The sequence below is a fragment of the Paenibacillus barengoltzii NBRC 101215 genome (assembly GCF_004000745.1).
Taxonomy (GTDB): domain Bacteria; phylum Bacillota; class Bacilli; order Paenibacillales; family Paenibacillaceae; genus Fontibacillus; species Fontibacillus barengoltzii.
In genome coordinates this window covers 1-24,218 of record NZ_BILV01000047.1, presented here as the reverse complement: position 1 = coordinate 24,218, position 24,218 = coordinate 1, and the positions used below count along the sequence as shown (strand labels likewise).

18 protein-coding genes are annotated in these 24,218 nt (G+C 53.3%); 14 read left to right on the top strand and 4 right to left on the bottom strand.

What is annotated here, in order from left to right; genetic code table 11:
* Positions 1-178: 178 nt before the first annotated feature.
* Both PBA01S_RS13840 and PBA01S_RS13835 read right to left on the bottom strand, forming a co-directional pair.
* Positions 179-877 carry a DNA-3-methyladenine glycosylase gene (locus PBA01S_RS13840; protein WP_127576204.1) on the bottom strand — a complete coding sequence of 233 codons (699 nt, stop codon included), beginning with the start codon at positions 875-877 and terminating at the stop codon, positions 179-181.
* Between the two features lie 117 nt (positions 878-994).
* Positions 995-3,070 carry a transglycosylase domain-containing protein gene (locus PBA01S_RS13835; RefSeq protein WP_127576203.1) on the bottom strand — a complete coding sequence of 692 codons (2,076 nt, stop codon included), beginning with the start codon at positions 3,068-3,070 and terminating at the stop codon, positions 995-997.
* A gap of 214 nt (positions 3,071-3,284) precedes the next feature.
* Between PBA01S_RS13835 and speE the strand changes: the two genes are divergently transcribed.
* From speE to argS, 4 genes are all read left to right on the top strand, one after another.
* Positions 3,285-4,112 (top strand): polyamine aminopropyltransferase, encoded by an 828-nt coding sequence (gene speE, locus PBA01S_RS13830; RefSeq protein WP_028539094.1) that lies wholly within the window; start codon positions 3,285-3,287, stop codon positions 4,110-4,112.
* Between the two features lie 134 nt (positions 4,113-4,246).
* Positions 4,247-5,191 carry a hypothetical protein gene (locus tag PBA01S_RS13825; RefSeq protein WP_255315360.1) on the top strand — a complete coding sequence of 315 codons (945 nt, stop codon included), beginning with the start codon at positions 4,247-4,249 and terminating at the stop codon, positions 5,189-5,191.
* Between the two features lie 154 nt (positions 5,192-5,345).
* Positions 5,346-5,765 carry a YwiB family protein gene (locus PBA01S_RS13820; RefSeq protein ID WP_085170385.1) on the top strand — a complete coding sequence of 140 codons (420 nt, stop codon included), beginning with the start codon at positions 5,346-5,348 and terminating at the stop codon, positions 5,763-5,765.
* Positions 5,766-7,445, top strand: a complete 1,680-nt coding sequence (gene argS / locus PBA01S_RS13815) for an arginine--tRNA ligase (protein ID WP_028539097.1) — start codon at positions 5,766-5,768, stop codon at positions 7,443-7,445.
* 272 nt (positions 7,446-7,717) lie between these two features.
* On the opposite strand, the gene PBA01S_RS13810 is transcribed toward argS, so the two are convergent.
* The gene (locus PBA01S_RS13810; protein WP_085170384.1) at positions 7,718-8,869 is read right to left on the bottom strand and encodes a S8 family peptidase; all 1,152 of its coding nucleotides are present in this window, start codon (positions 8,867-8,869) and stop codon (positions 7,718-7,720) included.
* Between the two features lie 426 nt (positions 8,870-9,295).
* Between PBA01S_RS13810 and rpoE the strand changes: the two genes are divergently transcribed.
* From rpoE to PBA01S_RS13795, 3 genes are all read left to right on the top strand, one after another.
* The gene (gene rpoE / locus PBA01S_RS13805) at positions 9,296-9,862 is read left to right on the top strand and encodes a DNA-directed RNA polymerase subunit delta (RefSeq protein ID WP_127576201.1); all 567 of its coding nucleotides are present in this window, start codon (positions 9,296-9,298) and stop codon (positions 9,860-9,862) included.
* 341 nt (positions 9,863-10,203) lie between these two features.
* Positions 10,204-11,805 carry a CTP synthase gene (pyrG, locus tag PBA01S_RS13800; protein ID WP_028539099.1) on the top strand — a complete coding sequence of 534 codons (1,602 nt, stop codon included), beginning with the start codon at positions 10,204-10,206 and terminating at the stop codon, positions 11,803-11,805.
* A 131-nt stretch (positions 11,806-11,936) separates the two neighbouring features.
* Positions 11,937-12,341: a response regulator gene (locus tag PBA01S_RS13795; protein ID WP_036626312.1), complete on the top strand. Its 405-nt coding sequence runs from the start codon at positions 11,937-11,939 to the stop codon at positions 12,339-12,341.
* Positions 12,342-12,446: 105 nt separating this feature from the next.
* On the opposite strand, the gene PBA01S_RS13790 is transcribed toward PBA01S_RS13795, so the two are convergent.
* Positions 12,447-13,073: a TetR/AcrR family transcriptional regulator gene (locus PBA01S_RS13790; RefSeq protein ID WP_028539101.1), complete on the bottom strand. Its 627-nt coding sequence runs from the start codon at positions 13,071-13,073 to the stop codon at positions 12,447-12,449.
* A 234-nt stretch (positions 13,074-13,307) separates the two neighbouring features.
* Between PBA01S_RS13790 and PBA01S_RS13785 the strand changes: the two genes are divergently transcribed.
* From PBA01S_RS13785 to PBA01S_RS13755, 7 genes are all read left to right on the top strand, one after another.
* Complete coding sequence (locus PBA01S_RS13785) at positions 13,308-17,702, top strand: immunoglobulin-like domain-containing protein (protein WP_127576200.1); 4,395 nt, start codon at positions 13,308-13,310, stop codon at positions 17,700-17,702.
* Between the two features lie 237 nt (positions 17,703-17,939).
* Positions 17,940-18,794, top strand: coding sequence for a class II fructose-1,6-bisphosphate aldolase (gene fba, locus PBA01S_RS13780; protein ID WP_009226822.1), 855 nt, complete (start codon positions 17,940-17,942; stop codon positions 18,792-18,794).
* Between the two features lie 199 nt (positions 18,795-18,993).
* Positions 18,994-20,250 (top strand): UDP-N-acetylglucosamine 1-carboxyvinyltransferase, encoded by a 1,257-nt coding sequence (murA, locus tag PBA01S_RS13775; protein WP_028539102.1) that lies wholly within the window; start codon positions 18,994-18,996, stop codon positions 20,248-20,250.
* A gap of 113 nt (positions 20,251-20,363) precedes the next feature.
* Entirely contained in the window at positions 20,364-21,725 is a 1,362-nt protein-coding gene (rho, locus tag PBA01S_RS13770; RefSeq protein ID WP_085170381.1) for a transcription termination factor Rho, read from the top strand.
* Positions 21,726-21,784: 59 nt separating this feature from the next.
* Positions 21,785-23,053, top strand: coding sequence for a radical SAM family protein (locus PBA01S_RS13765; protein ID WP_127576199.1), 1,269 nt, complete (start codon positions 21,785-21,787; stop codon positions 23,051-23,053).
* A gap of 101 nt (positions 23,054-23,154) precedes the next feature.
* Positions 23,155-23,352, top strand: a complete 198-nt coding sequence (rpmE, locus tag PBA01S_RS13760) for a 50S ribosomal protein L31 (RefSeq protein WP_016314610.1) — start codon at positions 23,155-23,157, stop codon at positions 23,350-23,352.
* A 113-nt stretch (positions 23,353-23,465) separates the two neighbouring features.
* Positions 23,466-24,140, top strand: coding sequence for a PDDEXK family nuclease (locus PBA01S_RS13755; RefSeq protein WP_127576198.1), 675 nt, complete (start codon positions 23,466-23,468; stop codon positions 24,138-24,140).
* The last annotated feature ends 78 nt before the right edge of the window (positions 24,141-24,218 follow it).

Genomic DNA, 24,218 nt, shown 5'->3' with positions numbered 1-24,218 from the left:
TAAAGTGAGGCGGGCTGCATCGAGAGAGAGGCGGATGATACGGCCGTCATCGCTGACTGCATCGAAGCGAACTGATGCGAACTATTGAAGCGAACAACTGGGCTCGCAAACCGCAGCCAAACCGCTTCGTCTCTTCCTGATGCAACGGGATAATGGTCCAAAAGGATCGAACGGCAGCCTAGATATCGGCAACGCCAGCGTCTCCTGGCCAAACCTCAGCTTGCTTGTCGATGACCGACACATAGGGGTTGCCGCGAAAATAAAACCGCCACGGCTTCGCCGCATATTCCTCCGCATACGCAATGCCGATACGCGGTGCCTGGACGATCACTTCATCCGCTCCAAATCTCTCCGACATCGATCCGCCTTCGATCCAAAGCGGGCCACTGGGCTGGTCGAGCGTCAGGCCATTCAGCGCTTTCGTGATGTCCAGCGCACGGCACAGCTTGCCGGGGCCGCCTGATAAATCCGCCGGCTTGCGAGCAGCCGTCCCACGATAGCGGCGCATCGCAGCTTCGTCTGCCGAGGATAGAGGCTCGACCGCGCGGATTAGCACGGCTTGCGGGTCGCCTTCCGTACCGGTGACGACGTTCAGGCAGTTATACATGCCATAAATCAGATAGATGTAAGCCGTTCCGCCGGGGCCAAACATAATGTCCGTCCGCGCGGTACGGCGTCCTCCGTAGGCGTGGCTGCCTTTGTCCTCTATGCCGCCGTAGCTTTCCGTTTCTACGATGCGGCAGCGGATGTCGCCTTCTTCCGTACGGCGGACCAGCGTCTGTCCAAGCAGACGGGGGGCGGCCTCCAGGGCCGTCAATCGATAAAAAGCCGGGGGCAATGGCGCCCCCGGTTTGATTTGCTTCAAGATCGGGTCCATTGATAAGGAAGTCTCCTTGAACATTTTTGAACTAGGGATTGCTTCCTTTATCGTAAGAACTTTTTCATGTCCTGTCCAACTCCCAACCCAAACTCCAACTCCAGCCACAGCCAGCCTCTAATCCATCCACCAGCGTTTCAGATCTTCCCACCAGGAGTGACTCTCCTTCTTCTCCACCTCGGCTGGAGTCGGTACGGGTTCGACTTCGCCTTCACCATGCGCGGTGCAGTACTCTGTGGGCTCTGTGCCCTCAATGAACACCTCCAGCTTCTTGTCCGGGCAATCCTTCGTGGCGAGCAGCCCCGTATCCGGATCGATGTAGACGCTGACCACCCCGTCAGGGATGGGGAAAATCTTCGGAGGTACTTTTTCCAACGCCTTCTCCGTGTATTTGGCAAAGATCGGTGCGGCTTTGCGCGACTCCGTAGTGCCAAGCGTCTTGCCCTTGTCATAGCCAACCCAAACGGCTGTCGACAGCTCCGGCGTGAAGCCGACGAGCCAGGCGTCGGTGCTGGTCGTTCCAGTTTTGCCGGCGACCGGCCGTTTGATTTCGTTGGAGACGCGGTTGCCCGTCCCGCCAGTTTCAAATACGCTCTCCATCAAATGCGTCAGTACGTAGGCGGCAGAAGCTTCCACCACTTGTTCGCTTTTGGCCGGTTTGGCCTCGTATAACACACGCCCGCTGGCATCGGTAATTTTTAGCACCGCCACGGGTTCCACACTGCGGCCCTGGTTGCTGATCACCGCAAACGCCGTAGCCATTTCGAACGGGCTGACCGGAGACGTCCCCAGCGCCAGCGAGGGGACGGCTTGCAACGGGCTGGTTATGCCCATTTTCCGCCCCATTTCGATGACCTGCTCGGCTCCTACTGTGAGAATCGTATTGACTGCATAGATATTGTCCGAAGCGGCGATCGCTTGCCGCATATCGATGTCGCCCAAGTATTTGTCACCGAAGTTTTTCGGGCTATACGTTTTACGGTTGTCGTCGTAATGGAACAGCGTTGGCTGACTGCTGAACTTGCTGGCACTGGTTAATTTTCTTGAAGACAGCGCGGTGAGATACATGATCGGCTTAAAGCTGGAGCCGGGCTGCCGCGTTGTGGCGAAGACATGGTTATACTGACTCTTCTTGTAATTGACACCGCCAACCATCGCTTTGATGTAGCCGTTACGCGGATCGATGGAAATGAGAGCAGCTTCCAGATCCGGCGAGTTTGCCAGCTCCGCAGCTACCGCTTCTTCCGCTGCTTTCTGCGCATCCGGATCCAGTGTCGTGTAGATGTTCAGCCCGCCGTGCTCAAGCAGCGTCTCGTCAAAGCCAAGCTCGCCGACTACCACATTGCGAATATAATCGCGGAAATAAGGAGCTTTATCGGTGGGACTTGGCTGCTTCGGCGATTGGAAATTCAGGATCGCCTCATATGCCTCATCGGCTTCCTGCTGCGTGATCTCGCCCGTGGCGACCATCGCCGACAGCACGGTACGCTGACGATCTTTGGCGTTCTTCATATGATTAAACGGCGAATAATAGGTGGGGCCTTTCGGAACCCCGGCTAACATCGCACTTTCGGCCAGACTTAACTCCTTTGCGGGTTTTCCGAAATACATCTGAGCGGCGGCTTCAATTCCGTACGCGCCATGCCCGTAATAAATTTCGTTAAGGTACATTCGCAAAATATCATCTTTGGAGTACTTCATCTCCAGCTGGGCGGTGTACATCGCCTCCTTAATTTTGCGAGACCAGGTCCGTTCATGCGACAGATACAAATTCCGCGCCAGCTGCTGGGTTAAGGTGCTCGCTCCTTGGACGGTGCCCATTTCTTTGATATTCACCAGGGTTGCTCGGGCCATCCCTTTCAAATCAAAGCCAAAATGGTTGTAAAACTGCCGGTCTTCGGTCGCCAGCGTCGCCTTGATCAGCCAAGGCGAGATCTCTTGCAGCTCCACGCTTTCCCGGTTCTTCCCGCCATCCGAAAACACCGCGAACGTCTCTCCCCGGCTGTTGATCAGCTGCGAGTTCCGATCTGATCCGGCGAGGGGCAGTTCGGCTTGGGACAAGTAGAGGAGCAGGAGGCCGACAGCGCATAGACCAAGGAGCCCCGTGCCGACCATCAGCTTGAACAGCAAAAGCCACGGACGGCGAGGTTTACGTTTATGATAATGTCGATCACTGCGAACGAGTTTCTGCACGAGAGGACTCTCCTTTCCGATCCTATAGCAAATCCGTGCTGCGAACGTCTAAAGTTCAGTATGGGAAAGTTTGGGAGAGATCATTCACGTCAGAAGCTGTGCTTGCGCCGTTAATTTGGGAGATGTGTTATTATTTTTTCGTTTGGTACAATATAGGAAATGATGTTTTGGGCTGACCTGCACGATTTGATCATAAGGAAAGAAGGTTGATCGCATGGAATTATGGTTTACGGAGAAGCAAACCCCCGTGTTTGGGATTACGGCAAAAATACGCGAAACGCTGGTTACGGAAAAAACGGAGTTCCAGGACTTGGCGATGTTAGATACGGAGGAATTTGGCCGGATGCTCGTCTTGGACGGCATGGTGATGACCACCATCAAAGATGAGTTCGTTTATCACGAAATGGTGGCGCATCCAGCGCTGTTCACCCATCCGAATCCGAAGCGGGTGCTCGTTGTAGGCGGCGGGGACGGCGGGGTTATTCGCGAGGTGATCAAGCATCCCGAAGTGGAGCAGGCAGTGCTGGTCGAGATCGACGGCAAGGTTATTGAATATTCCAAGAAATACTTGCCGGAGATTGCCGGGGAGCTGGACAATCCGCGGGTGGACGTGCAGGTCGCAGACGGCTATATGCATATTATTGAAAGCAAAAATCAATACGACGTCATCATGGTCGATTCTACCGAACCAGTGGGGCCGGCGGCGCCTTTATTTGAGCGCGGATTTTATCAAGGGATTTATGAGGCGTTAAAAGACGATGGCATCTTCGTTGCCCAGACTGATAACCCTTGGTTCAAAGCGGATTTGATTCAAAAGGTGAACAAAGACGTGAAAGAGATCTTCCCCATCGTTCGCGTTTACGGTGCGAACATCCCAACTTATCCAAGCGGGTTGTGGACGTTCACAATGGGCAGCAAAGTTTATGATCCACTGCAGGTGGACGAGACGAACATCCCTGAACTGGACACCAAGTACTACACGCCGCGTCTTCATAAGGCCGCATTTGTGCTGCCCAAGTTCGTGGAAGACCTCGTGAAGTAAAATACGTCGTTCGGACTATAAATGGCCTGTCTAAAGTGTGATAGTATGATTTATATCACCACTTTCACATGGGACAAGGCGGGATTTTTATCAGAAGAAATAACCCAGCCCGAAGCATGCTTGCGGGCCTTACGATGATTGTTGTAGTGATGGTAGTCGGCTGGATCTTTTACGGCCGTCCGGATGCACCACCTTCTGGCGACTCCATTGAAACGCCGGTACAAGCTCCGACGACGGTTACAGGAGAAGCTTCAGACGTTGCGAATAACGATCTTGCTGTCGAGTCGCCGTATTTGCTAGACCATCTTCCTTTCAAGGATGAGGAGGTTCTTGCGATCACGGTTGGCGGAAACGGGAAAAATACCCGCATTCCAGCGCAGCGGCAATTTGTCCTGTTGGAATCGCTGCGTTATACGGATATGAAAAGTGCGCTTGCGGGTTCGGTACCGGCGGCTTCCCGGAAGCCGGTTGTTCTGCAGTTTAAGGTGGCAAACACGCACTATGAGCTAACCTATGATTTAACCAGTAACGCTTTTGAGTACCAAGGGAATTATTACTACGCTGACGACCGGGTGCTGCTGTTGATGCAAGGTCTGTTCCGCGAGCGGGAGGAGCTGGCTTCGTTGGATGCCCTGCAGGAGCAAGCAAGGGTGGAGCAAGAGAAGGAATCCTCCGTGAACCTGGATACGGCTCCTGCAGCTCCGTTGGACGGGGAAGCCGCGCAGGTGGATGGCCTGGACTTCGATGGATGGGAGCAGCGGCTAACCCAATATCCGCCCGAGGAGATCGTTTGGGCCAAGCCATACTATGATGACGGTACCGGTCAGGTGAAGGAAGCCCGTTTATTTAGAGACGGGGTGCTGGAGCTGAATCGGATGATCGTTTTTACGCGGCCGGTTCACCAGTGCGCAGCTGGCGTAAAGACGGGGATCAGCACGGCTGACGTTACGGAGAAATTAGGGACAAAGGCACTGAAGCTGGATAGCCGCTGGAGCTATAAAGTCGGGGATTATTTCCGGTTTCATGTGTATTTCCAGGATGACAAAGTGAAATACCTCGCATTAAGTCAACCCTTGTAGGCCGTATCTGGTCATGAAGGGAGGGAAGGAGCCGCTGAAGCAACGGCTCCTTTTTTTGCCTATGGGGGGCGTTGTACCGTATATGTATTGAATTGCCGGGGCGAACTGGCTATAGTAGTACAGTAAGGATCGATGTCGGAAGGAGTTTTGACCTATGCCGGAAACCAAGCCGGTAAGCCTTGTGCTGACAAGCCGACAGGGAACGGAAGAAACGGTGCAGCACCTGCGGGGAGATCTCATCCGCCGGAGCGACACCTTATATATCCGCTACGAAGAACCAGACCCGGGACCGGATGGTGCGAAGACGCGCACGATGATCAAACTATCTAGCAACGAGCTGAAAATCATCCGCCACGGAGGCGTAGAAGCCGAGCAAACCTTCCGCAGCGGCAGTCGAACACCAGGGTTTTACCGCTCACCCTTTACTCGGTTTAATCTTTCTACCGACACGGTGAAGCTGGAATCCCGATGGGACGGGGCGGTTGGTCAGGTGATCTGGGAGTATGATTTGTACGTATTTGAAGAACTATCAGGACGTTTTGAACTCAGTCTACATATACAGGAGGACGTTTAAATGCCACACAATCCGTTGGAACAAATGAACCAGGCGCTGAAGGAAGCGATCCTGGATGCGATCGTATCCGCTGGTCTTGCGCAGCGTGAGGAAATCCCGGCGATCGTCTTAGAAGTGCCGAAGGACAAGGCACACGGGGATTTTGCGACCAATGCGGCAATGCAACTGACGCGAATCGCCAAGAAGAATCCGCGCCAAATCGCGGAAGAAATTCTCGGGCAACTGGACTATGGAAAGGCTGGGATCGAGAAGGCAGAGGTTGCCGGTCCCGGGTTTATCAATTTTACGTTAAGCAAGAGTTATTTGTATCCGATTCTGCTGCAGGTCTACCGTGAAGGTGAGAACTATGGCCGCACTTCATTAGGTAATGGGAAAAAGGTGCAAGTCGAATTCGTCAGCGCTAACCCGACAGGCAGCTTGCACCTCGGTCATGCCCGGGGCGCAGCTGTAGGTGATGCGCTGTGCAACGTGCTGGATTTCGCCGGTTACGACGTGACGCGCGAATACTATATCAATGACGCCGGGAACCAGATCGTCAATCTGATCAAATCCATTGAGGCTCGCTATCGCCAAGAGCTTGGACAAGACGTAGAGATGCCGGAAGACGGATATCATGGCGAAGACATCAAGGGATTCGCCAAAGAGCTTGTTGCCGAACAGGGGGACAAGCTGCTGGGAATGCCAGAAGAAGAACGGACCGCGTTCCTGCGTAAATTCGGACTGGAGAAAGAGCTGTCCAAAATCCAGCGCGACCTGGAACGGTTCCGGGTTCGCTTTGACGTCTGGTTTAGCGAAACGTCCCTGTATCAGGATGGCCAAGTTGAAGCATCGCTGTCCGAGCTGCGTGAAAAGGGGCAGACGTATGAGCAAGACGGAGCAACCTGGTTGAAAACGACGGCTTACGGAGATGACAAGGACCGTGTATTGGTGAAAAATGACGGGACCTACACCTATTTGACGCCGGACATCGCATACCATCGCAATAAATATGATCGCGGCTTCGATCGGATCATCAATATTTGGGGCGCTGATCACCACGGTTATATTCCTCGGGTGAAGGCCGCCATGCAGGCGATCGGGAAAGATCCGGAGAAACTGACCGTATTGATTGCACAAATGGTCAGCCTGTTCCAAGACGGCGAGAAGGTGAAAATGTCCAAACGGACCGGTAAAGCGGTCACTATGGTGGATTTGATGGATGAGGTTGGGGTAGACCCGATCCGTTACTTCTTTACAATGCGCAGCATGGATTCACATCTGGATTTCGATATGGATCTGGCAATTTCCACCTCCAATGAAAACCCGGTGTACTACGTGCAATATGCCCATGCCCGGATTTGCAGCATCTTCCGCCAGGCGGAAGAACAAGGTATCCAGATTCCGGCGGCAGAGAACGTGAATCTCAGCAAGCTGACCGCTGAGCATGAATACGATCTGTTGCGGAAGCTCGGCGAGCTGCCGGAGGAAATTAACGTAGCTGCTGAGAACTACGCACCGCACCGATTGGTCCGCTATGTCTATGAACTGGCAGCGCTGTTCCACAGCTATTACCGGGCGGAGCGCGTCATTACAGAAGACGCGGAACAAACGGCAGCACGGCTGGTGCTGCTCGGCGGGGTACGCACGGTGCTCGCCAACGTACTTCGTCTGATCGGTGTATCCGCGCCAGAAAAAATGTAATTCGCGGAAGCTGTTACGCGAGTTGCTTTAGTTGAGTGTCTCTTTGCATGATTATCCCGCTTAATCAGATGAAGGCTTGATTTGAATATCCACCTTAGACGAGGGCTTACCAAAAGGGATAATCGTGCAAAATGAGCCGCAAAGAGACCTGTACCACCTATATCAAGATTCAGTGTGCCTGCTTCGTGTTGAACTGCTGTATCCCAGCAAAGCACGGAGCAGGCACATTGTGATTAGATCAGTCCGCAAAGGGAAGCAGCGGGCGGCGGGCATTAACTTCTGCTACGCCCCAATTTGGTGCGCAGCAGGCGCACTGCGCTCAGCTCGCCAGCGCCTCCGCCTTTGGCTCTGGCCGCTGTGCTGGCTAGCGGCTTAGCGGTACGGCGCAGCCGGCGCTTGACCTCGCTTGGCTTCATGTCCGGCTTCATGGCCAGCAGCAAGGCCACGGCACCGCTCACATGGGAAGTTGCCATGGAGGTGCCGCTCATTTCGCGATAACCTCCGCCCAGCCAGGCGGAGCTGATTTTTTCACCGGGGGCATAAATATCGATATTCGGACCGTAGTTGCTGAAGGAGGCGATTTTGCCGTCCTTGCCGGTTGCACCTACAGAGATCGTTTGCGGGTAACGGGCCGGGTAATCGCAGCCGTGTCCCTTTTTGTCGTTCCCCGAGGACGCGACCACCACGATGCCTGCGTTATAGGCTTTGCGAATAATATTTTGCAAAGAGGCGCTGTTGCTCTTCATACCAAAGCTCATATTTACGATGTGCATCCGGTTGCGTACGCACCAGTCGATGCCCAAAATGATGTCAGAAACGAAGGCGGAGCCATTATGATCAAACGCCTTCACCGGAAATATCAAAGAACGCGGGGCTACGCCCATCATCCCTTGAGATCCGCCGGAGGCCGCGATGGTTCCGGCGATATGCGTGCCGTGTCCGTTATCATCGTATGGTAAGCTGAGTCGATTCAAGAGATTAATCCCGCGAGCCAAGGAATGGCGAAGATCCGGATGGTTGAAATCGGCACCCGTATCAATCACGCCGATACGAACCCTGTAGCCTGTGGACACGGACCAGGTTTCCGGGGCGCCGATTCGCCGTACCCCCCAAGGGATGGATGGAGCTTGCCCCTTGCCTGTCGGGGCCGGGCTATGGACGCTGACAAGGCTGTCGTCTTCGACCCACAGGCCGAAACGGGAGCGGGCCACTTCCCCACGTAAACCGAGGGGACAGATCAGCGCCTGCAGCAGCGAGGATGTGCGGATGTGCCGCAGTGCGGGATGCTGGCGCTTGTGCTTAAGCAATTGGCGGACGCATTCTGCAAATTCTGCCGGGTGTGCAAAGCGGATAATGATGCGACCGCTTTTTCCGGAGGCGTCGACATGATCGTTCAAAAACCTGAGGAATCCGGAGTAGTCCATGTATGAGTAGCCCCTCCTACGAAGCGTGTTGCAGTATAGTATGACGTTCCTTTTTTCATTGAATGGGGAAGCGGCCCTGTTTTAATGGAAATGGGCCCGGATTGCTGGATTTCGCGCGAATCCGGCGTGTCAAAGTGCAAATCTGGACATAGGATGAAGGGAAGGCCTTGCGGCTTTCGCCAACCCAAGAGAGGGCAAGGCCTTCTTTTGGGGAAGGATACAGTCAAGGAGCGGGGGACTAGGGGGTTCTCCGCTCCTTCCCTTTTGGCGGCGGGGCTTTGGTGTGTTTTTAAAACTTGCAATTTGATGCCAAATAGGTTTTACTAATGTGTGATATGGATATGTTAGTGAAAGAAACCGGCTCTAACGATAAGGTTTCATCATTGCTTTATAGTGAACTTTTGCGTGAGAGGAAGTGTCCGTAACGTGAGTACCCCGCTGAATTTGAAAATCGACCCGGAGAAAGTCCAAGAAATTCCTATGGTCGATTTGGCCTTTATGATTTTGAAGGCGGCAAACACGCCATATTACTACCGTGATTTGATGAATGAGGTCGCTAAGCTTCGCGGTATGAACGAGGAGCAAATTAACGAGGCGATTGCACAGCTTTATACGGAGATCAACATCGACGGCCGGTTTGCCTGCGTTGGCACCAACCTGTGGGGCCTGAAACGCTGGTATCCGATCGAGCGGTCGGAAGATCCGGTCGGCAGCTCCAAGCGTCCGCGCATCATTAACGACGACGACGATCTGGAAGATGACGATTTTGTGGAAGAGGATGATACATACGTATCCGATGACGAAGAGGATTACGATGTACTCGACGAGGATTCCGAAGACGAGTTGTTCCCAGATGATGACGATGACGACGTGGAAGATGTGGACGACGAAGAGTTGCTTCCAGATGAGGAACTTGAAGACGAGGAAGACCTTAGCGAAGAGGACGACGATCTGGACACCGATGAGGATTTCGACGATAGCGACGAGGATTAATTAGCCTTGAGGCAGGGGCCTCGCGATATCTGAAGGGCTTATGAAGGACGGCGATGGCCGTCCTTTTTCATTCCTTATTTTGTTCATAAGATGCGCTCTGACTTGACTTGACACGAACTAGGGTAACGGGTAAACTATTGCATGGGCTTATGATTCAAACCTATATAACATGTGAATTTTATTAAAAAGTGCCCCGACCATTTCGGGTGTCACTTTTTATTTTTTTATGCCTTTTTGGCTATGTTTTACCGGATAATAGGTTACGCTAATGATCTAAGTTACCTGAATTTCTGGAATCTGATGGGTTTGTGAACACGTACTACTTTAGGAGGTTTTTGGCTGTGGCAAAATACATTTTCGTGACAGGCGGGGTCGTTTCCTCATTGGGGAAGGGGATTACGGCGGCTTCGTTGGGAAGGCTGTTGAAGAACAGGGGATTAAAGGTAACGATCCAGAAATTCGATCCTTATATTAATGTCGATCCGGGCACGATGAGCCCGTATCAGCACGGAGAAGTGTTCGTCACGGACGATGGCGCCGAGACCGACTTGGATCTGGGCCATTATGAACGTTTTATCGATATCAATCTTTCTAAGAACAGCAATGTGACGACTGGGAAAATCTATTCCTCCGTTATTGGCAAAGAACGTCGCGGCGAGTATCTGGGCGGCACGGTTCAGGTCATTCCGCATATTACCAACGAAATTAAAGAGCGTGTCTTCCGCGCTGGGCGTGAAGCAGGATCGGATGTGGTCATCACCGAGATCGGGGGAACCGTCGGTGACATTGAGAGCTTGCCGTTCCTGGAAGCGATTCGTCAAATCAAGAGCGACATCGGACGCGAGAATGTGATGTATATTCACGTCACGCTCATTCCATATATCAAAGCGGCTGGCGAAGTGAAAACCAAGCCGACCCAGCACAGCGTCAAAGAACTGCGCAGCATCGGGATTCAACCGAACGTGATCGTCTGCCGTACGGAGCATGAGCTGTCGGACGATATCAAAGCGAAAATCGCACAGTTCTGCGATGTGGATCCAAGCGCGGTTGTGGAGTGCCGGGATGCCAATACGCTGTACGAAGTGCCGCTGAACCTGCGTGATGAAGGGCTGGACGAGATCGTTGTCAACCATCTGAAGCTGACGACGCCGGCTCCGGATATGCGTGAATGGGAAGGCCTCGTGGATCGCATTAACAAGCTGGAGAAGACGGTGGAAATCGCCATCGTCGGGAAATATGTGGCGTTGCATGACGCTTACCTCAGTGTGGTAGAATCGTTATCCCACGCCGGCTTTGATGCGAATGCCGATGTGAAGATCCGCTGGGTGAACGCAGAGGAAGTTACGGAAGAGAATGTGGATGAGCTGCTGCAAGGCGTCGGCGGGATTTTGGTTCCAGGCGGCTTCGGCGATCGCGGTATTGAAGGCAAAATTACAACGATCAAATATGCTCGCGAGAAGCGGATTCCGTTCTTCGGCATTTGCTTGGGGATGCAGGTTGCGGTGATCGAATACGCTCGTTCGCTGGCCGGACTTCAAGGCGCGAACAGCTCGGAGATCAACCCTTCCACCGAGTATCCGGTAATCGACCTGTTGCCGGAGCAGAAGGATATCGAAGATTTGGGCGGTACGATGCGACTCGGGTTATACCCTTGTAAGCTGGTACCGGGATCGCTTGCAATGCAATGTTATAACGATGAACTGATTTACGAGCGTCATCGCCATCGGTATGAGTTCAACAATGCGTACCGTGAGACATTGGAGCGCGTGGGCCTGCGCATTTCCGGGACTTCGCCGGACGGCCGATTGGTGGAAATCGTTGAGCTTCCGGATCATCCTTGGTTCCTGGCGGTGCAGTTCCATCCGGAATTCACCTCCCGTCCGAACCGTCCGCAGCCGTTGTTCCGCGAGTTCGTGAAAGCTTCGATCGCGCACCTGTCCTAAACGGATTCATCGAAAATTCCAATCTCAAGGCACCTGTAATTTTGGGGCAACTGATTTTTTAAGGCTCTTTTTTCCAGTGGAGAAGGGTTTTGCAAATCGGGAGCGAAGTATTTACTTATGACCAGGATTACATGGTGGACTTGTGGGAGGGCTTTTCGGTGGAAGAGAAGAAAGTATTAATTGTCGATGATCAGAACGGTATCCGCATTTTATTGATGGAAGTGTTTAGCAGCGAAGGGTATAAAACGTTTCAGGCAGCCAACGGTAAGATGGCTTTGGAAATCGTCCGCAGCGACTCGCCGGATTTAGTGCTTCTCGACATGAAAATCCCGGGCATGGACGGTTTGGAAATCCTTAAGCATATCAAGGAGGTCAATCCTGAGATCAAGGTGATCATGATGACCGCTTACGGCGAGCTTGACATGATCAAGGAAGCGACGGACCTTGGGGCGCTGATGCATTTTACGAAACCCTTTGACATTGATGAAATGCGCGCAGCAGTTAATTTACAGCTGAAAAGTGGAAATGTACTTTAAACCAAGAGATGTTCTAAATAATAAACCTCCTGAGGATTATGGCGTGTTTTCCACGCGGATCCTTGGGAGGTCCTTTTTTTATTTTTTTATTGGCCTTCTGCACCATTAAGTAACCGATTCTACGTATATCCGGCACAGTTGCTTCAGTTCTTCCTCGGGCATAGGCTCCGGCGCGGAGGCTCCACAGATCAGACCATTGAAGAAGGCGTGGCCAATAAGCGGCCCGATGAACATTCTCATCGACATTTCCTCATCTCCGTCCTCCAGCTTCACCACCCCCGTTTCCCTGCACTTCTTCAGCAGATTCGTCAATACTTCGGTACTTTTAGGAAAGGATTCGAGAAGCAGCTCCCCGAGCTCAGGAAAGCGGACTGATTCCGCAAAAACGATGCGAAGAATGGATAGATAAAGCGGGTCGCTTAGCTTTACGGCGATGACTCGGGCCATCATCAGTATAGTATCGTAGAACTGTTCCCGGTTTTCGGGCAGGGGCATGCTCGCTAGTGACGGATGCTTCTCCTCCGTAAGCTCGTGGATCACTTGGCACAGCAGGTCGGAGAACAGCGCTTCCTTAGTGGAGTAATAGCGATACAGCGTCTGTTTGGATATGCCGGCTTCCGAGGTGACGAGATCCATGCTCGTTCCAGCGTACCCTCGGGTTAGGAAGAGGCTGCGGGCAGCCGTCAAAATTTGCTTACGCTTTGCCGCTTCCCGCGGCGACAGGTTTGTCATAGGTCCAGATCGCTCCTCCATGCTCTGTATTACTTGTTCAAATTATTTCATATCGTACAAGATGAGTCAATGAGCGCAAAAGCTTCACCTTGACAGATGGTGCGAGCCATTTTATATTTTTATCAAACTGTACAGTACAGTATGATTTTAAATTCTGTTGTAGCAGGCGATGGACCAGAAAAATCCGGAAGTACGATACATGCTAACCGGAGTACAGAATGCGGGGTATCTATTATGTTCTATTTTAAAAGTCGAAAGCTCATTTCCATTACTCTGACTTTCGTGTTGTTGCTGATTGTGGCGGTTCCATACGGTTCCGGGTCGGCGCATGCGGCGCAAGCGGGCAAGGGAAGCAGGTATGTGAAAGTCTCGGGGGGAGTGGATCATTCGCTGGCGCTTAGAGCGAACGGCACTGTCGTCGTCTGGGGATCGAATGCCCTTGGTCAATTGAATGTGCCGGCCGGGCTTGATGGGGTTGTGGCCATCGCGGCGGGTGGATATCATTCACTGGCTTTAAAGTCGGACGGATCCATCGTCACTTGGGGACGCAATAACTATGGTCAATTGAATGTGCCGGCTGGGCTTGACGGGGTTGTAGCCATCTCAGCTGGGATAGATCATTCGCTGGCGCTTAGAGCGGACGGCACCGTCGTCGCCTGGGGTCTGAATGGCCATGGTCAGACGAACGTGCCGACCGGTCTTGACGGGGTTGTGGCCATCGCGGCGGGTGGATATCATTCACTGGCTTTAAAATCGGACGGATCCATCGTCGCCTGGGGAATCAATAACTATGGTCAGACGAGCGTGCCGGCCGGTCTTGACGGGGTTATAGCCATCGCGGCCGGAATGAATCATTCGCTGGCGCTGAAATCGGATGGCACTGTCGTCGCCTGGGGAGATAATAGTGAAGGTAAAACAAGCGTGCCGGCCGGTCTTAACGGGGTAGTGGCCATCGCGGCGGACGGGTATCATTCGCTGGCTTTAAAGTCGGACGGAACCGTCGTTGCCTGGGGAGAGAATCGGTATGGTCAATCGAACGTGCCGGCCGGACTCGACGGGGTGGCGGCGATCGCCGCAGGATATCGGTATTCATTGGCTGTAAAGTCAGATGGATCCATCGTCACTTGGGGAATCAATAACTATGGTCAGACGAACGTGCCTGCAGGGACTGCGATGCCTGTCAAGGGAATCGAGATCGCGGCGGGAGTGGTTCACTCGCTGGCGCTGAAGTCAGACGGCACCGTGGTTGCCTGGGGAGGCAACCCGGGAGATTTCTTTGAGGACGACGACCCGGATCTTGGTGAATTGACCCCGCCTGACGGGCTTACCGGAGTGAAGGCAATTGCCGCGGGATTGCATCATTCGCTGGCGCTGAAATCGGATGGTACCGTGGTTGCCTGGGGAAGAAAAGACACCGGCCAATCGACCGTACCTGCCGGACTGACCGAGGTGGTAGCGATCGCAGGGGGAGATCTTCACTCGCTGGCGCTGAAGTCAGACGGCACTGTCGTTACCTGGGGAGATTGGTTAAATGATGGAAGTGATGATCAAACGGAGGTTCCACCTGGGCTGACCGGGGTCGTGGCAATCGCAGCGGGAGTTATGCATTCGCTGGCGCTGAAGTCAGACGGCACTGTCGTTGCCTGGGGAAGTAATGGAGCTGGTCAAAGAGAGGTGCCGGACGATCTTAAGGCGCCGGGGGCCGTGGTGGCGATCTCGGCGGGATCCTTGCATTCGCTGGCGCTGAAGTCAGACGGTACCGTCAAAGCCTGGGGGGATAATTCTTTCGGTCAATCGGACGTGCCGCCGGGTCTCTCTGATGTGGTGGCGATCTCCGCAGGCGCAATGCATTCGCTGGCGTTGAAGTCAGACGGCACTGTCGTTGCCTGGGGAAGTGATATTTATAATCAAACGAACGTGCCGGCCGGACTCTCTGATGTGGTGGCAATCTCGGCGGGCGGAACCGTTTCGCTGGCGCTGAAGTCAGACGGCACCGTCATCGCCTGGGGGATCGACTCGGGAGATGACAAAGATTATGGTCAAACGGACGTGCCGGGCAATGACCTTCTGAGCGACCTGACGGTGCAGGAAGGCGATATCGACCCCGCGTTCTCTCCTTCGGTCACCGATTATACCTTCGACGACCTGTTGGTATCGAGCGTGCATATCAAGGCAACGCTCGCCGACTCGACTTACGCCCAGCTATATGTCGACAACCAGCCAATAGCGAGCGGCAGCACGGCGACCGTAAGCCTCTCGGGAGCGACGACGGTCATCCCTGTTCGGGTGGAACCGTATTTGAAACCGCCTCGGACATATACGATCACCGTGCAGAGGGACGCTGTGCCTCCCAACGTTCAATTTGATCCGAACGGCAAAAAGACGCCTGCGAAAACGGCGGAAAGCATCGTGACCGTGAATGATTCGGGGAGTGGTGTTGACGCCGACTCCCTGCAATACGCCTGGACGCAAAGCACGGCTGTTCCCGCGAGCGGCTGGACTGCTTTTGCGAGCGGCGATATGTTGCAGAAGACAAGCGGAGACGGCGACTGGTACTTGCATGTCCGCGCGCAAGATCTAGCTGGGAATGTCGCTGACGCCGTATCGAACGTGTTTGTACTAGACAACACAGAGCCAGAGCTTGTGCTCAATGGCAGCAATCCGATGAACATCCCGCAAGGGGGGGCGTATGTGGAACCGGGGGCGGTGGCAACCGATGCGATTGACGGGGAGATTCCCGATTCGTCCATCGCAATTACGGGCGTCGTGGACACGACGCAACTCGGTCATTATCCGGTCCAATATACGGTCACGGACCATGCAGGGAATACCGCGACAGTCACTCGCGATGTGTACGTGTACGACGGAGGTGAGCCGACGATTGATTTGAACGGACCGAATCCGATGACGGTGGAAGCGAACAGCCTGTTTATCGATCCCGGAGCAACGGCGCAGGATCTGCAGGACGGTGACCTCACCGCATCGATCGTGGTAACGGGAACAGTGGATACCTCGACACTTGGCACTTATACGCTTGCCTATGACGTTTCCGATACCGAAGGCAATGCGGCTGTGACTGTGACGCGTACGGTCTATGTGAAGGATACGCAGCCTCCAGTTCTCACATTGGTCGGCGATCCCGTGATGAGTGTGCCGTTTGGCGCAGTGTTTACCGATCCCGGAGCGCAAGCGACCGATGCCTATTACGGCGACGTCACCCATCTTATTGTCGTGACCGGAGCCGTAGATACAAACAGGGCGGGCGAGTATACGCTCCGTTACAATGTGGCGGATCCGTCCGGCAACGCCGCCTCGGAAGTGACACGCACGGTGACGGTCACCGCTCCTGCTGGATCCGGCGGCTCTAGTGGCTCTGGTGGTTCTGGGGGTTCCGGAAATTCGGGGTACTCGGGAACGGGAGGCGGGTCTGCGGCGTTCCATCAGGTGATCATCAAAATCAACGGCGAGGTCAAACGGGTCGACGCATCGTACGAATCGTCCGACGGGCAACGTATAACTCGGATTTTCCCGACGGGGGGGCAATTGTCCGAAGCGTTGACAGTTCAGCCGGACTATATTCGGATCGAAGCACAAGACATTGGAGAGGCGGTCAAAATGGACCTTCCGGCCGCCCCGCTGCTGCATGCGGTAGAGCTTCATCAGGACGCCTGGTTGGAATGGAGCGTCAATGGAAATAGGCTGCGCCTTCCGCTCCACGTCCTGCAGGGCGTTCCAAAGGAGGCAACCGTAACCTTTGGGATCGCTGCGGCAGTCGGTTCCCTCAGTGATACCGCGAACGGAGCAATTGCTAGTGTCGGTGGGGAGCAGCTGCTCCCTCAACCGGTCGTTTATTCGCTGGAGGACCATGACGGTAGCAGCGTGGATTGGGGCCGAACATACGCAACCTTGACGGCCGTTCTGCCCGAACCTGCCAATCCGGATCAAGCGACAGCTGTACGCATCGACAATCACGGGCACCTTCGGTTCGCCCCTTCCGTTTTCAGCAACGACGGTCTAGTGACGATCCGTTCGCCTTACGACGGTGCGTATACGGTGATCGCATCGGATCAATCGTTTGCGGATGTGAATGGGCATTGGGCGAAAGAGGATATCGTCCTGATGGCGAACAAGCTGCTGGTTGAAGGAAGAGGTCGGGACCGGTTTGTACCGGACGATAACATCAGCCGTGCTGAATTTGCCGCCATGCTCGTGCGGGCCCTAGGGCTGGACGATGAACCGAACGGAGCGACGCCTTTCCGGGACGTGACGCCGGGTACATGGTATGAAGGAGCTGTCCGGGCGGCAAATGAGGCGCAGCTGATTGACGGCTTCGAGGACGGGACGTTCCGTCCGGCGCAACTCATAACCCGTGAACAGATGGCGGTCATGCTCGTCAGGGCGATGGAGTACGCGGGATCTGCGCCTACTGCCAACGGGACGTCGAAAACGTTCGACGACGCAGCAGACATCGCGCCATGGGCGGACGCAGCGGTGGATGGACTGACGGGAGCCTCCATCATCCACGGTTTGAGTGAGACGACGTTTGGTCCCCGGGAACATGCGACCCGCGCACAAAGCGCTGCCCTGCTGAAGCGGATGTTGCAGGCGATGCAATTCATCAATCCGTAAGATCGTACGATGATTCAGGATTACAGGAGCTTCTCCAACTGGGTTAGCCAGGGGAGAAGCTCTTTTTTCTTTATATGGGAATTTTGCAAAAACGGGGTTTTCGTCAGTACAACACAAGGCGTTCACAAATGAAAGGAAAGCATGAATAGTATTTTTGCAAGGTTGTGGTATAATAAAAAAGTGTGTGAATGTCGGCTAAAAAGATAATATCCCACATCCTTAGGAGGATTGAAACCCATGCCATTAGTATCGATGACAGATATGTTGAACAAAGCCCTTGCCGGCAAATATGCCGTAGGCCAGTACAACATCAATAACCTGGAATGGACCCAAGCCATTCTTGCTGCAGCAGAAGAAGAGAAATCCCCGGTCATTCTGGGCGTTTCCGAAGGTGCTGCACGTCACATGGGCGGTTTCTACACCGTTGTTAAAATGGTGGAAGGCTTGCTGCATGACATGAAAATCACTGTACCTGTTGCGATTCACCTCGACCACGGTTCGAGCTTTGATAAATGTAAAGAGGCGATTGACGCTGGCTTTACTTCCGTTATGATCGACGGCTCCCATCATCCAATTGATGAGAACATTGCCATGACGAAGAAAGTGGTTGAATACGCACATGCCAAAGGCGTTTCGGTTGAAGCCGAAGTAGGTACTGTCGGCGGTCAAGAAGATGACGTTGTTGGCGGTATTCAATACGCTAAACTGGACGAGTGCGTCCGTATCGTTAACGAAACTGGCATCGATACGCTGGCTCCTGCGTTGGGTTCCGTTCATGGTCCTTACAAAGGTGAACCTAACCTGGGCTTTAAAGAAATGGAAGAAATCCGCGATGCTGTTAAAATCCCGCTCGTTCTTCACGGTGGGACAGGCATTCCAACGCATGATATCGCTAAAGCGATCTCGCTCGGTACTTCCAAAATCAACGTAAACACGGAGAACCAAATCGCGTTTACGAAGGCTGTTCGCGAAGTATTGGCTGCGAAACCGGATGTATACGATCCTCGTAAATACATCGTTCCTGGCCGTGACGCGATCAAAGCCACGGTTGTTGGAAAAATCCGTGAATTCGGCTCCAACAACAAAGCTTAAGAATCAACATCAAGCGTGTGCGCCGTACTCCTGTCTTAGGCGGGTTGCGGCGCAAACTTTAGGACGGACAAGGGATTGGACCGTTCAGCTGAATAAGGTGACTTGGAGAGCACACCGCCTAGACGGTGTCTTTCCATTTCTGCCGCTAAAAATCATGGGCTTGTGTACCGACGCAAATACGTAGGGGGATCCTGGACTTATGGAGAAATTAATGATTCGTGGCGGACGTCCGCTGCGCGGAAGCGTTTCGATCAGCGGCGCCAAAAACAGCGCGATAGCGTTGATTCCAGCTGCGATCTTGGCAGAATCCGAGGTGGTTCTGGATAACTTGCCGATATTAAGTGACGTGGCGGTATACTCGGAGATTTTGGAGGAACTGGGTGCCCGCGTCCTGTGGGATGGCAATCAGATGCGTATCGATCCCACCCATATTCGTTCCATTCCGATGCCCAACGGGCCGGTAAAGAAGCTGCGAGCTTCCTATTATATGATGGGGGCTTTGCTAGGACGCTTCAAAGAAGCGACCATCGGTTTGCCGGGGGGTTGCAACTTTGAACCTCGTCCAATTGATCAACATATCAAAGGATTTGAAGCTTTAGGGGCGACCGTGACGAATGAACACGGCGCGATTCATTTGCATGCGAAAGAGCTGCGCGGGGCGAAAGTATACCTGGATGTCAGCAGCGTTGGAGCAACCATTAACATTATGCTGGCGGCCACAAGAGCCAAAGGCGCTACAATTATCGAAAATGCGGCGAAAGAGCCTGAAATTATAGATGTGGCCACTTTGTTAAACTCCATGGGTGCAGTAATTAAAGGGGCTGGTACGGAGACGATCCGAATCGAAGGCGTTACGGAGCTGAAAGGCTGCCGTCATTCTATCATTCCTGACCGGATCCAAGCCGGGACTTACATGATTGCTGCTGCAGCAACCCGCGGCGATGTCTTGATCGACGGCGTGATTCCGAAACATCTGGAGGCGTTGACGGCCAAGCTGCTGGAAATGGGTGCTCATGTGGAAGAGCTCGATGAAAGCATTCGAGTGATTGGACAACCAGAATACCAACATGTTGATGTCAAGGCATTAGTCTACCCGGGGTTTCCGACGGATATTCAATCGCCGATGACCAGTTTGTTGACGCAGGCGAAAGGGGTCAGCGTGCTGAGCGATTTTGTCTACAGCAATCGATTTAAGCACGTGCCGGAGCTGGTACGGATGGGCGCGAAAATCCGCGTCGAAGGCCGTTCTGCTATCATCGAAGGCGGACCGCTGAATGCGGCGAAAGTGAAGGCGGCGGATTTGCGCGCCGGGGCCGCGCTGGTTGTAGCTGGACTTACGGTGCCGGAAGGTACGACAGAAGTCTTTGGCGTGGAGTTAATTGACCGAGGATATGACCATCTGGTGCCCAACTTACGGGCATTGGGTGCAGATGTATGGCGGGAGATGGAAGAATAACTTTCCGTTTTTGCGCATAAGTTGCCAAGGATAGGGCATAATAGGCGAGTAAGTCTATCATTACGCCATACTTCATAGTTTTCAATAAAAATTGAATAGGTGGTTATTTTAATATGGATCTTCAAATCGCCGATTTGGAAGGGATGAAGCTTACCGAGCTGTACAAGCTGGCAAAGCAATATCAGATCCCTTATTACGGCCAATTAAAGAAGAAAGAATTGATTTTTGCTATTTTAAGGGCACAGGCTGAACAAAGCGGTCTGATGTTTATGGAAGGCGTGCTCGAGATTTTGCCGGAAGGGTACGGTTTCCTCAGACCGATCAATTATCTGCCCAGCACGGAGGATATTTACATTTCCGCATCGCAAATCCGCAAGTTTGATCTGCGCACCGGAGACCTGGTCTCCGGGAAGTGCCGTACACCGAAGGAAAATGAGAGATATTTCGGCCTCCTGCAAGTCAACGCCGTCAACGGTGAGAACCCGGCCATTGCGGCGGAACGTCTGCATTTTCCAGCGCTGACTCCACTCTATCCGCAGACCAAATTGGTGCTTGAAACTTCCCCAAATCATTTATCCACCCGCATTATGGATTTGCTTGCCCCGGTCGGACTCGGCCAACGCGGTTTGATCGTGGCACCGCCTAAAGCAGGGAAGACTTTGCTGCTGAAGGAAATTGCCAACAGCATCTCCACCAACAATCCCGACATTGAGTTATTCGTACTGTTGATCGACGAACGTCCGGAAGAGGTTACCGATATGCAGCGTTCGGTCAAAGGCGAAGTGATCGCTTCTACGTTTGACGAGCTGCCGGAGAACCATATCAAGGTGGCGGAGCTTGTGCTGCAGCGCGCTTTACGGCTGGTGGAGCACAAGAAGGACGTTGTGATTTTGCTTGATAGCATTACGCGTCTTGCACGTGCCTATAACTTGGTGGTTCCGCCGTCAGGGCGTACGCTCAGCGGGGGGATTGATCCGGCTGCGTTCCATCGTCCGAAGCGGTTCTTTGGCTCAGCCCGGAATGTGGAAGAGGGCGGCAGCTTGACGATTTTGGCAACGGCTTTGGTGGATACCGGTTCGCGGATGGACGATATTATTTATGAAGAATTTAAAGGTACGGGGAATATGGAGCTGCACCTGGACCGGAAATTGGCGGAACGCCGGATCTTCCCGGCAATCGATATTCGCCGCTCCGGTACACGGCGTGAGGAAGTGCTCCTGAGCAAAGAAGAGCTGGATACGATCTGGTCGATCCGGAAGAACATGAACGACTCTTACGACTTTGTGGAAGGCTTCCTCAAAAAGCTGCGCGAATGCAAGACGAATGCCGAATTCCTGGCTTCTTTTGATGTTTCCGGGAACAATTCGGGCGGCAGCAATGGCGGTGCACGTCGTCCGGTGCGGTCGGGCTCTACTTCCTCGCGGTCGAGTTCGGCTTCTACGGGCGCTGGCACTACGCAAAATACTACGGTTTAAAGAGATCTCTCGGGGGGGCTTGCTTGGCTTCCCGCGATGAATACAAAGAGGAGAACAACATGTACTTAGTGTATGCAGATGAACAAGGACAGGTCTATGATCATCCGTCGCTGTACGGCTTAGCTCGCAGTGCGGATATGATCGTAGAGATTATGGAGGATGAGCTGATTCCGCTTCCTGAAGGGGCGACGTTGGTGGGCTTGCCGTCCACCCGGCCAATCGGAATGGACCTGGAAACGGGCGAAATGAAGCCGCTCCCTGGGAATGTTCAGGCGGTCGGCGCTCTGCTCCCGCAAGGCTATACCCGTCTTTGTTTGCCGGGGTATGTGAAGACGGACAAAGATTATAAGCTGCCTTTGTTCGGGTATTCTGCGGTGGTTTGGAAGGACGGTCAGTTTTACGTGACCGCGCGCCTGTCGGATGATCCCGAGAAGTGGAATCCGCTCAATTGTGATCCTCTTGAACTCAAAAGTCAGGTGAAAGCCTACACCTCCCGTTATCCAGAGAATCGGCTGTACGAACATTTATCGAATTGTGCGTTAGGTTATGAGTGCCTGACCGCATCCAATACGTTTTTGAATCGCTGGGAAGGGGCCGTTCCCGTTTCCTATTCTTGTAATGCGGGCTGCTTCGGCTGCATTTCTGAACAACCGGATGACAGCGGATTTGTCTCCCCGCAGACGCGGATGAACTTCCGCCCGCGTGTCGAAGAGCTGGTGGAAGTGATGCTGGAGCATCTGAAGACGCCGGAGTCGATTATCAGCTTCGGCCAGGGTTGTGAAGGAGAACCGTCTACCCAGGCCAAGCTGATTATTGAGGCGATACGTGAAGTGCGGCGCCAGACGGATATGGGGTATATTAATATCAACACTAACGCGGGGCTCACGGATCATATCCGCGGGATTGTGGATGCCGGTTTGGATCTGATGCGGGTCAGCACGATCAGCGCGCTGGACGATCATTACAACGCTTATTACAGACCGCGTGGCTATACGCTTGCGAATGTGGAGAAATCGTTGAAGTATGCGGCGGATCAAGGGGTGTATACTTCGATCAACTATTTGATTTTCCCTGGTGTTACGGACCGGGAGGAAGAAATCGAAGCGATGATCGACTTCTGCCGCCGTACCAAGCTGAAGTTGATTCAATTGCGCAACCTGAATATTGACCCGGAAAGCTACCTGGAATTGATTCCGAAGGCCAAAGGGGAGATACTTGGGATGAAGCAGGCAATTGAGATTTTTCAGGAGGAGCTGCCAGACGTGGTCATCGGATCGTATACGCATGTGCCGCCGGCGGAATTGGCTCGGGTTAAGGTACGAGGATAAAACAGGCAATTGCGCGAAAGGTTGCCCCGTGCTATAATGCGTTTGTGTGTCATATAACTCTGGGCACGACTGAGGCTCAGGGCGGAAAGAGGTGAAAGAAGATGAAAGAAGCAGTTCAACCGAAATATTACGTGACTACTGTAACTTGCGCTTGCGGTAACACGTTTGAGACGGGTTCCGTGAAACAAGACCTGCGCGTTGAAATTTGCTCCAACTGCCATCCATTCTTCACCGGGAAGCAGAAATTCCTGGATGCTGGTGGACGTGTGGATAGATTCAAAAAGAAATACGGTATCTAAGATACCCTTGCACAACAAGCGAAATGACGAAGAACGTCTCTGCCGATCTGATGATGGGCGGGGGCGTTTTTTATTTTTTTAAAGTTAAGTTTCAAGAGCGGGAGGGGACGGCAGTGGACTTTGATCAGGCGCATCGCTTGTGGTTGGACACGCATCGTAAACGCCGTACGGGTGAGCGAAAAGACCGCTTAGAACGAGGGCATGGGCATGGCGAGCAGTTGTTTTTGCGTAATGTATGGTGGCCTTTGCGGGGGAATTTGGATCATCTTCATCCGGAGTATGAGATTGCGGATTGGCGGGGGCGCCCGTATTTTGCGGATTTCGCTTGGTTAACAGAGGCTGTGAAGCTCATTATCGAGGTGAAGGGCTTTGGACCGCATGTTCGCGATATGGATCGTACAATGTATAGCCGGGAGCTGAACAGGGAGGTTTTTCTGCAAGCTATGGGGTACCGGGTGGTTTCCCTGGCCTATGACGATGTGGAACGGCAGCCGGAAATTTGCATCATGCTGCTTCGCATGCTATTGAGCCGATTTGAGGTGTCTGGGCAACAGGCGGATCTTCCCAAGCTGGCGCTGAAATCAACATTATTGCAGGCCGTTCAGTTAGGCAGACCCATTCGTCCGAAGGATGTTGAGGCGCAACTTGGTGTAAATCATCGAACGGCGGTGCGATATTTACAGCAGTTGTGTGAGCTGGGGTGGCTGAAGGCACGTTCCAGCGGTGAATCAGGTCGGGTTCGGATGTACGAGGTGATTCGGCGGGATTGGGATGCGTTCGATTGGTGAGTGGGAGTGGATCCGCCGTTGCCAAATGCAAAAGTGCAGTTGAGCAAGCGCGAGAATGAGGGAATTGGCATGATGGAA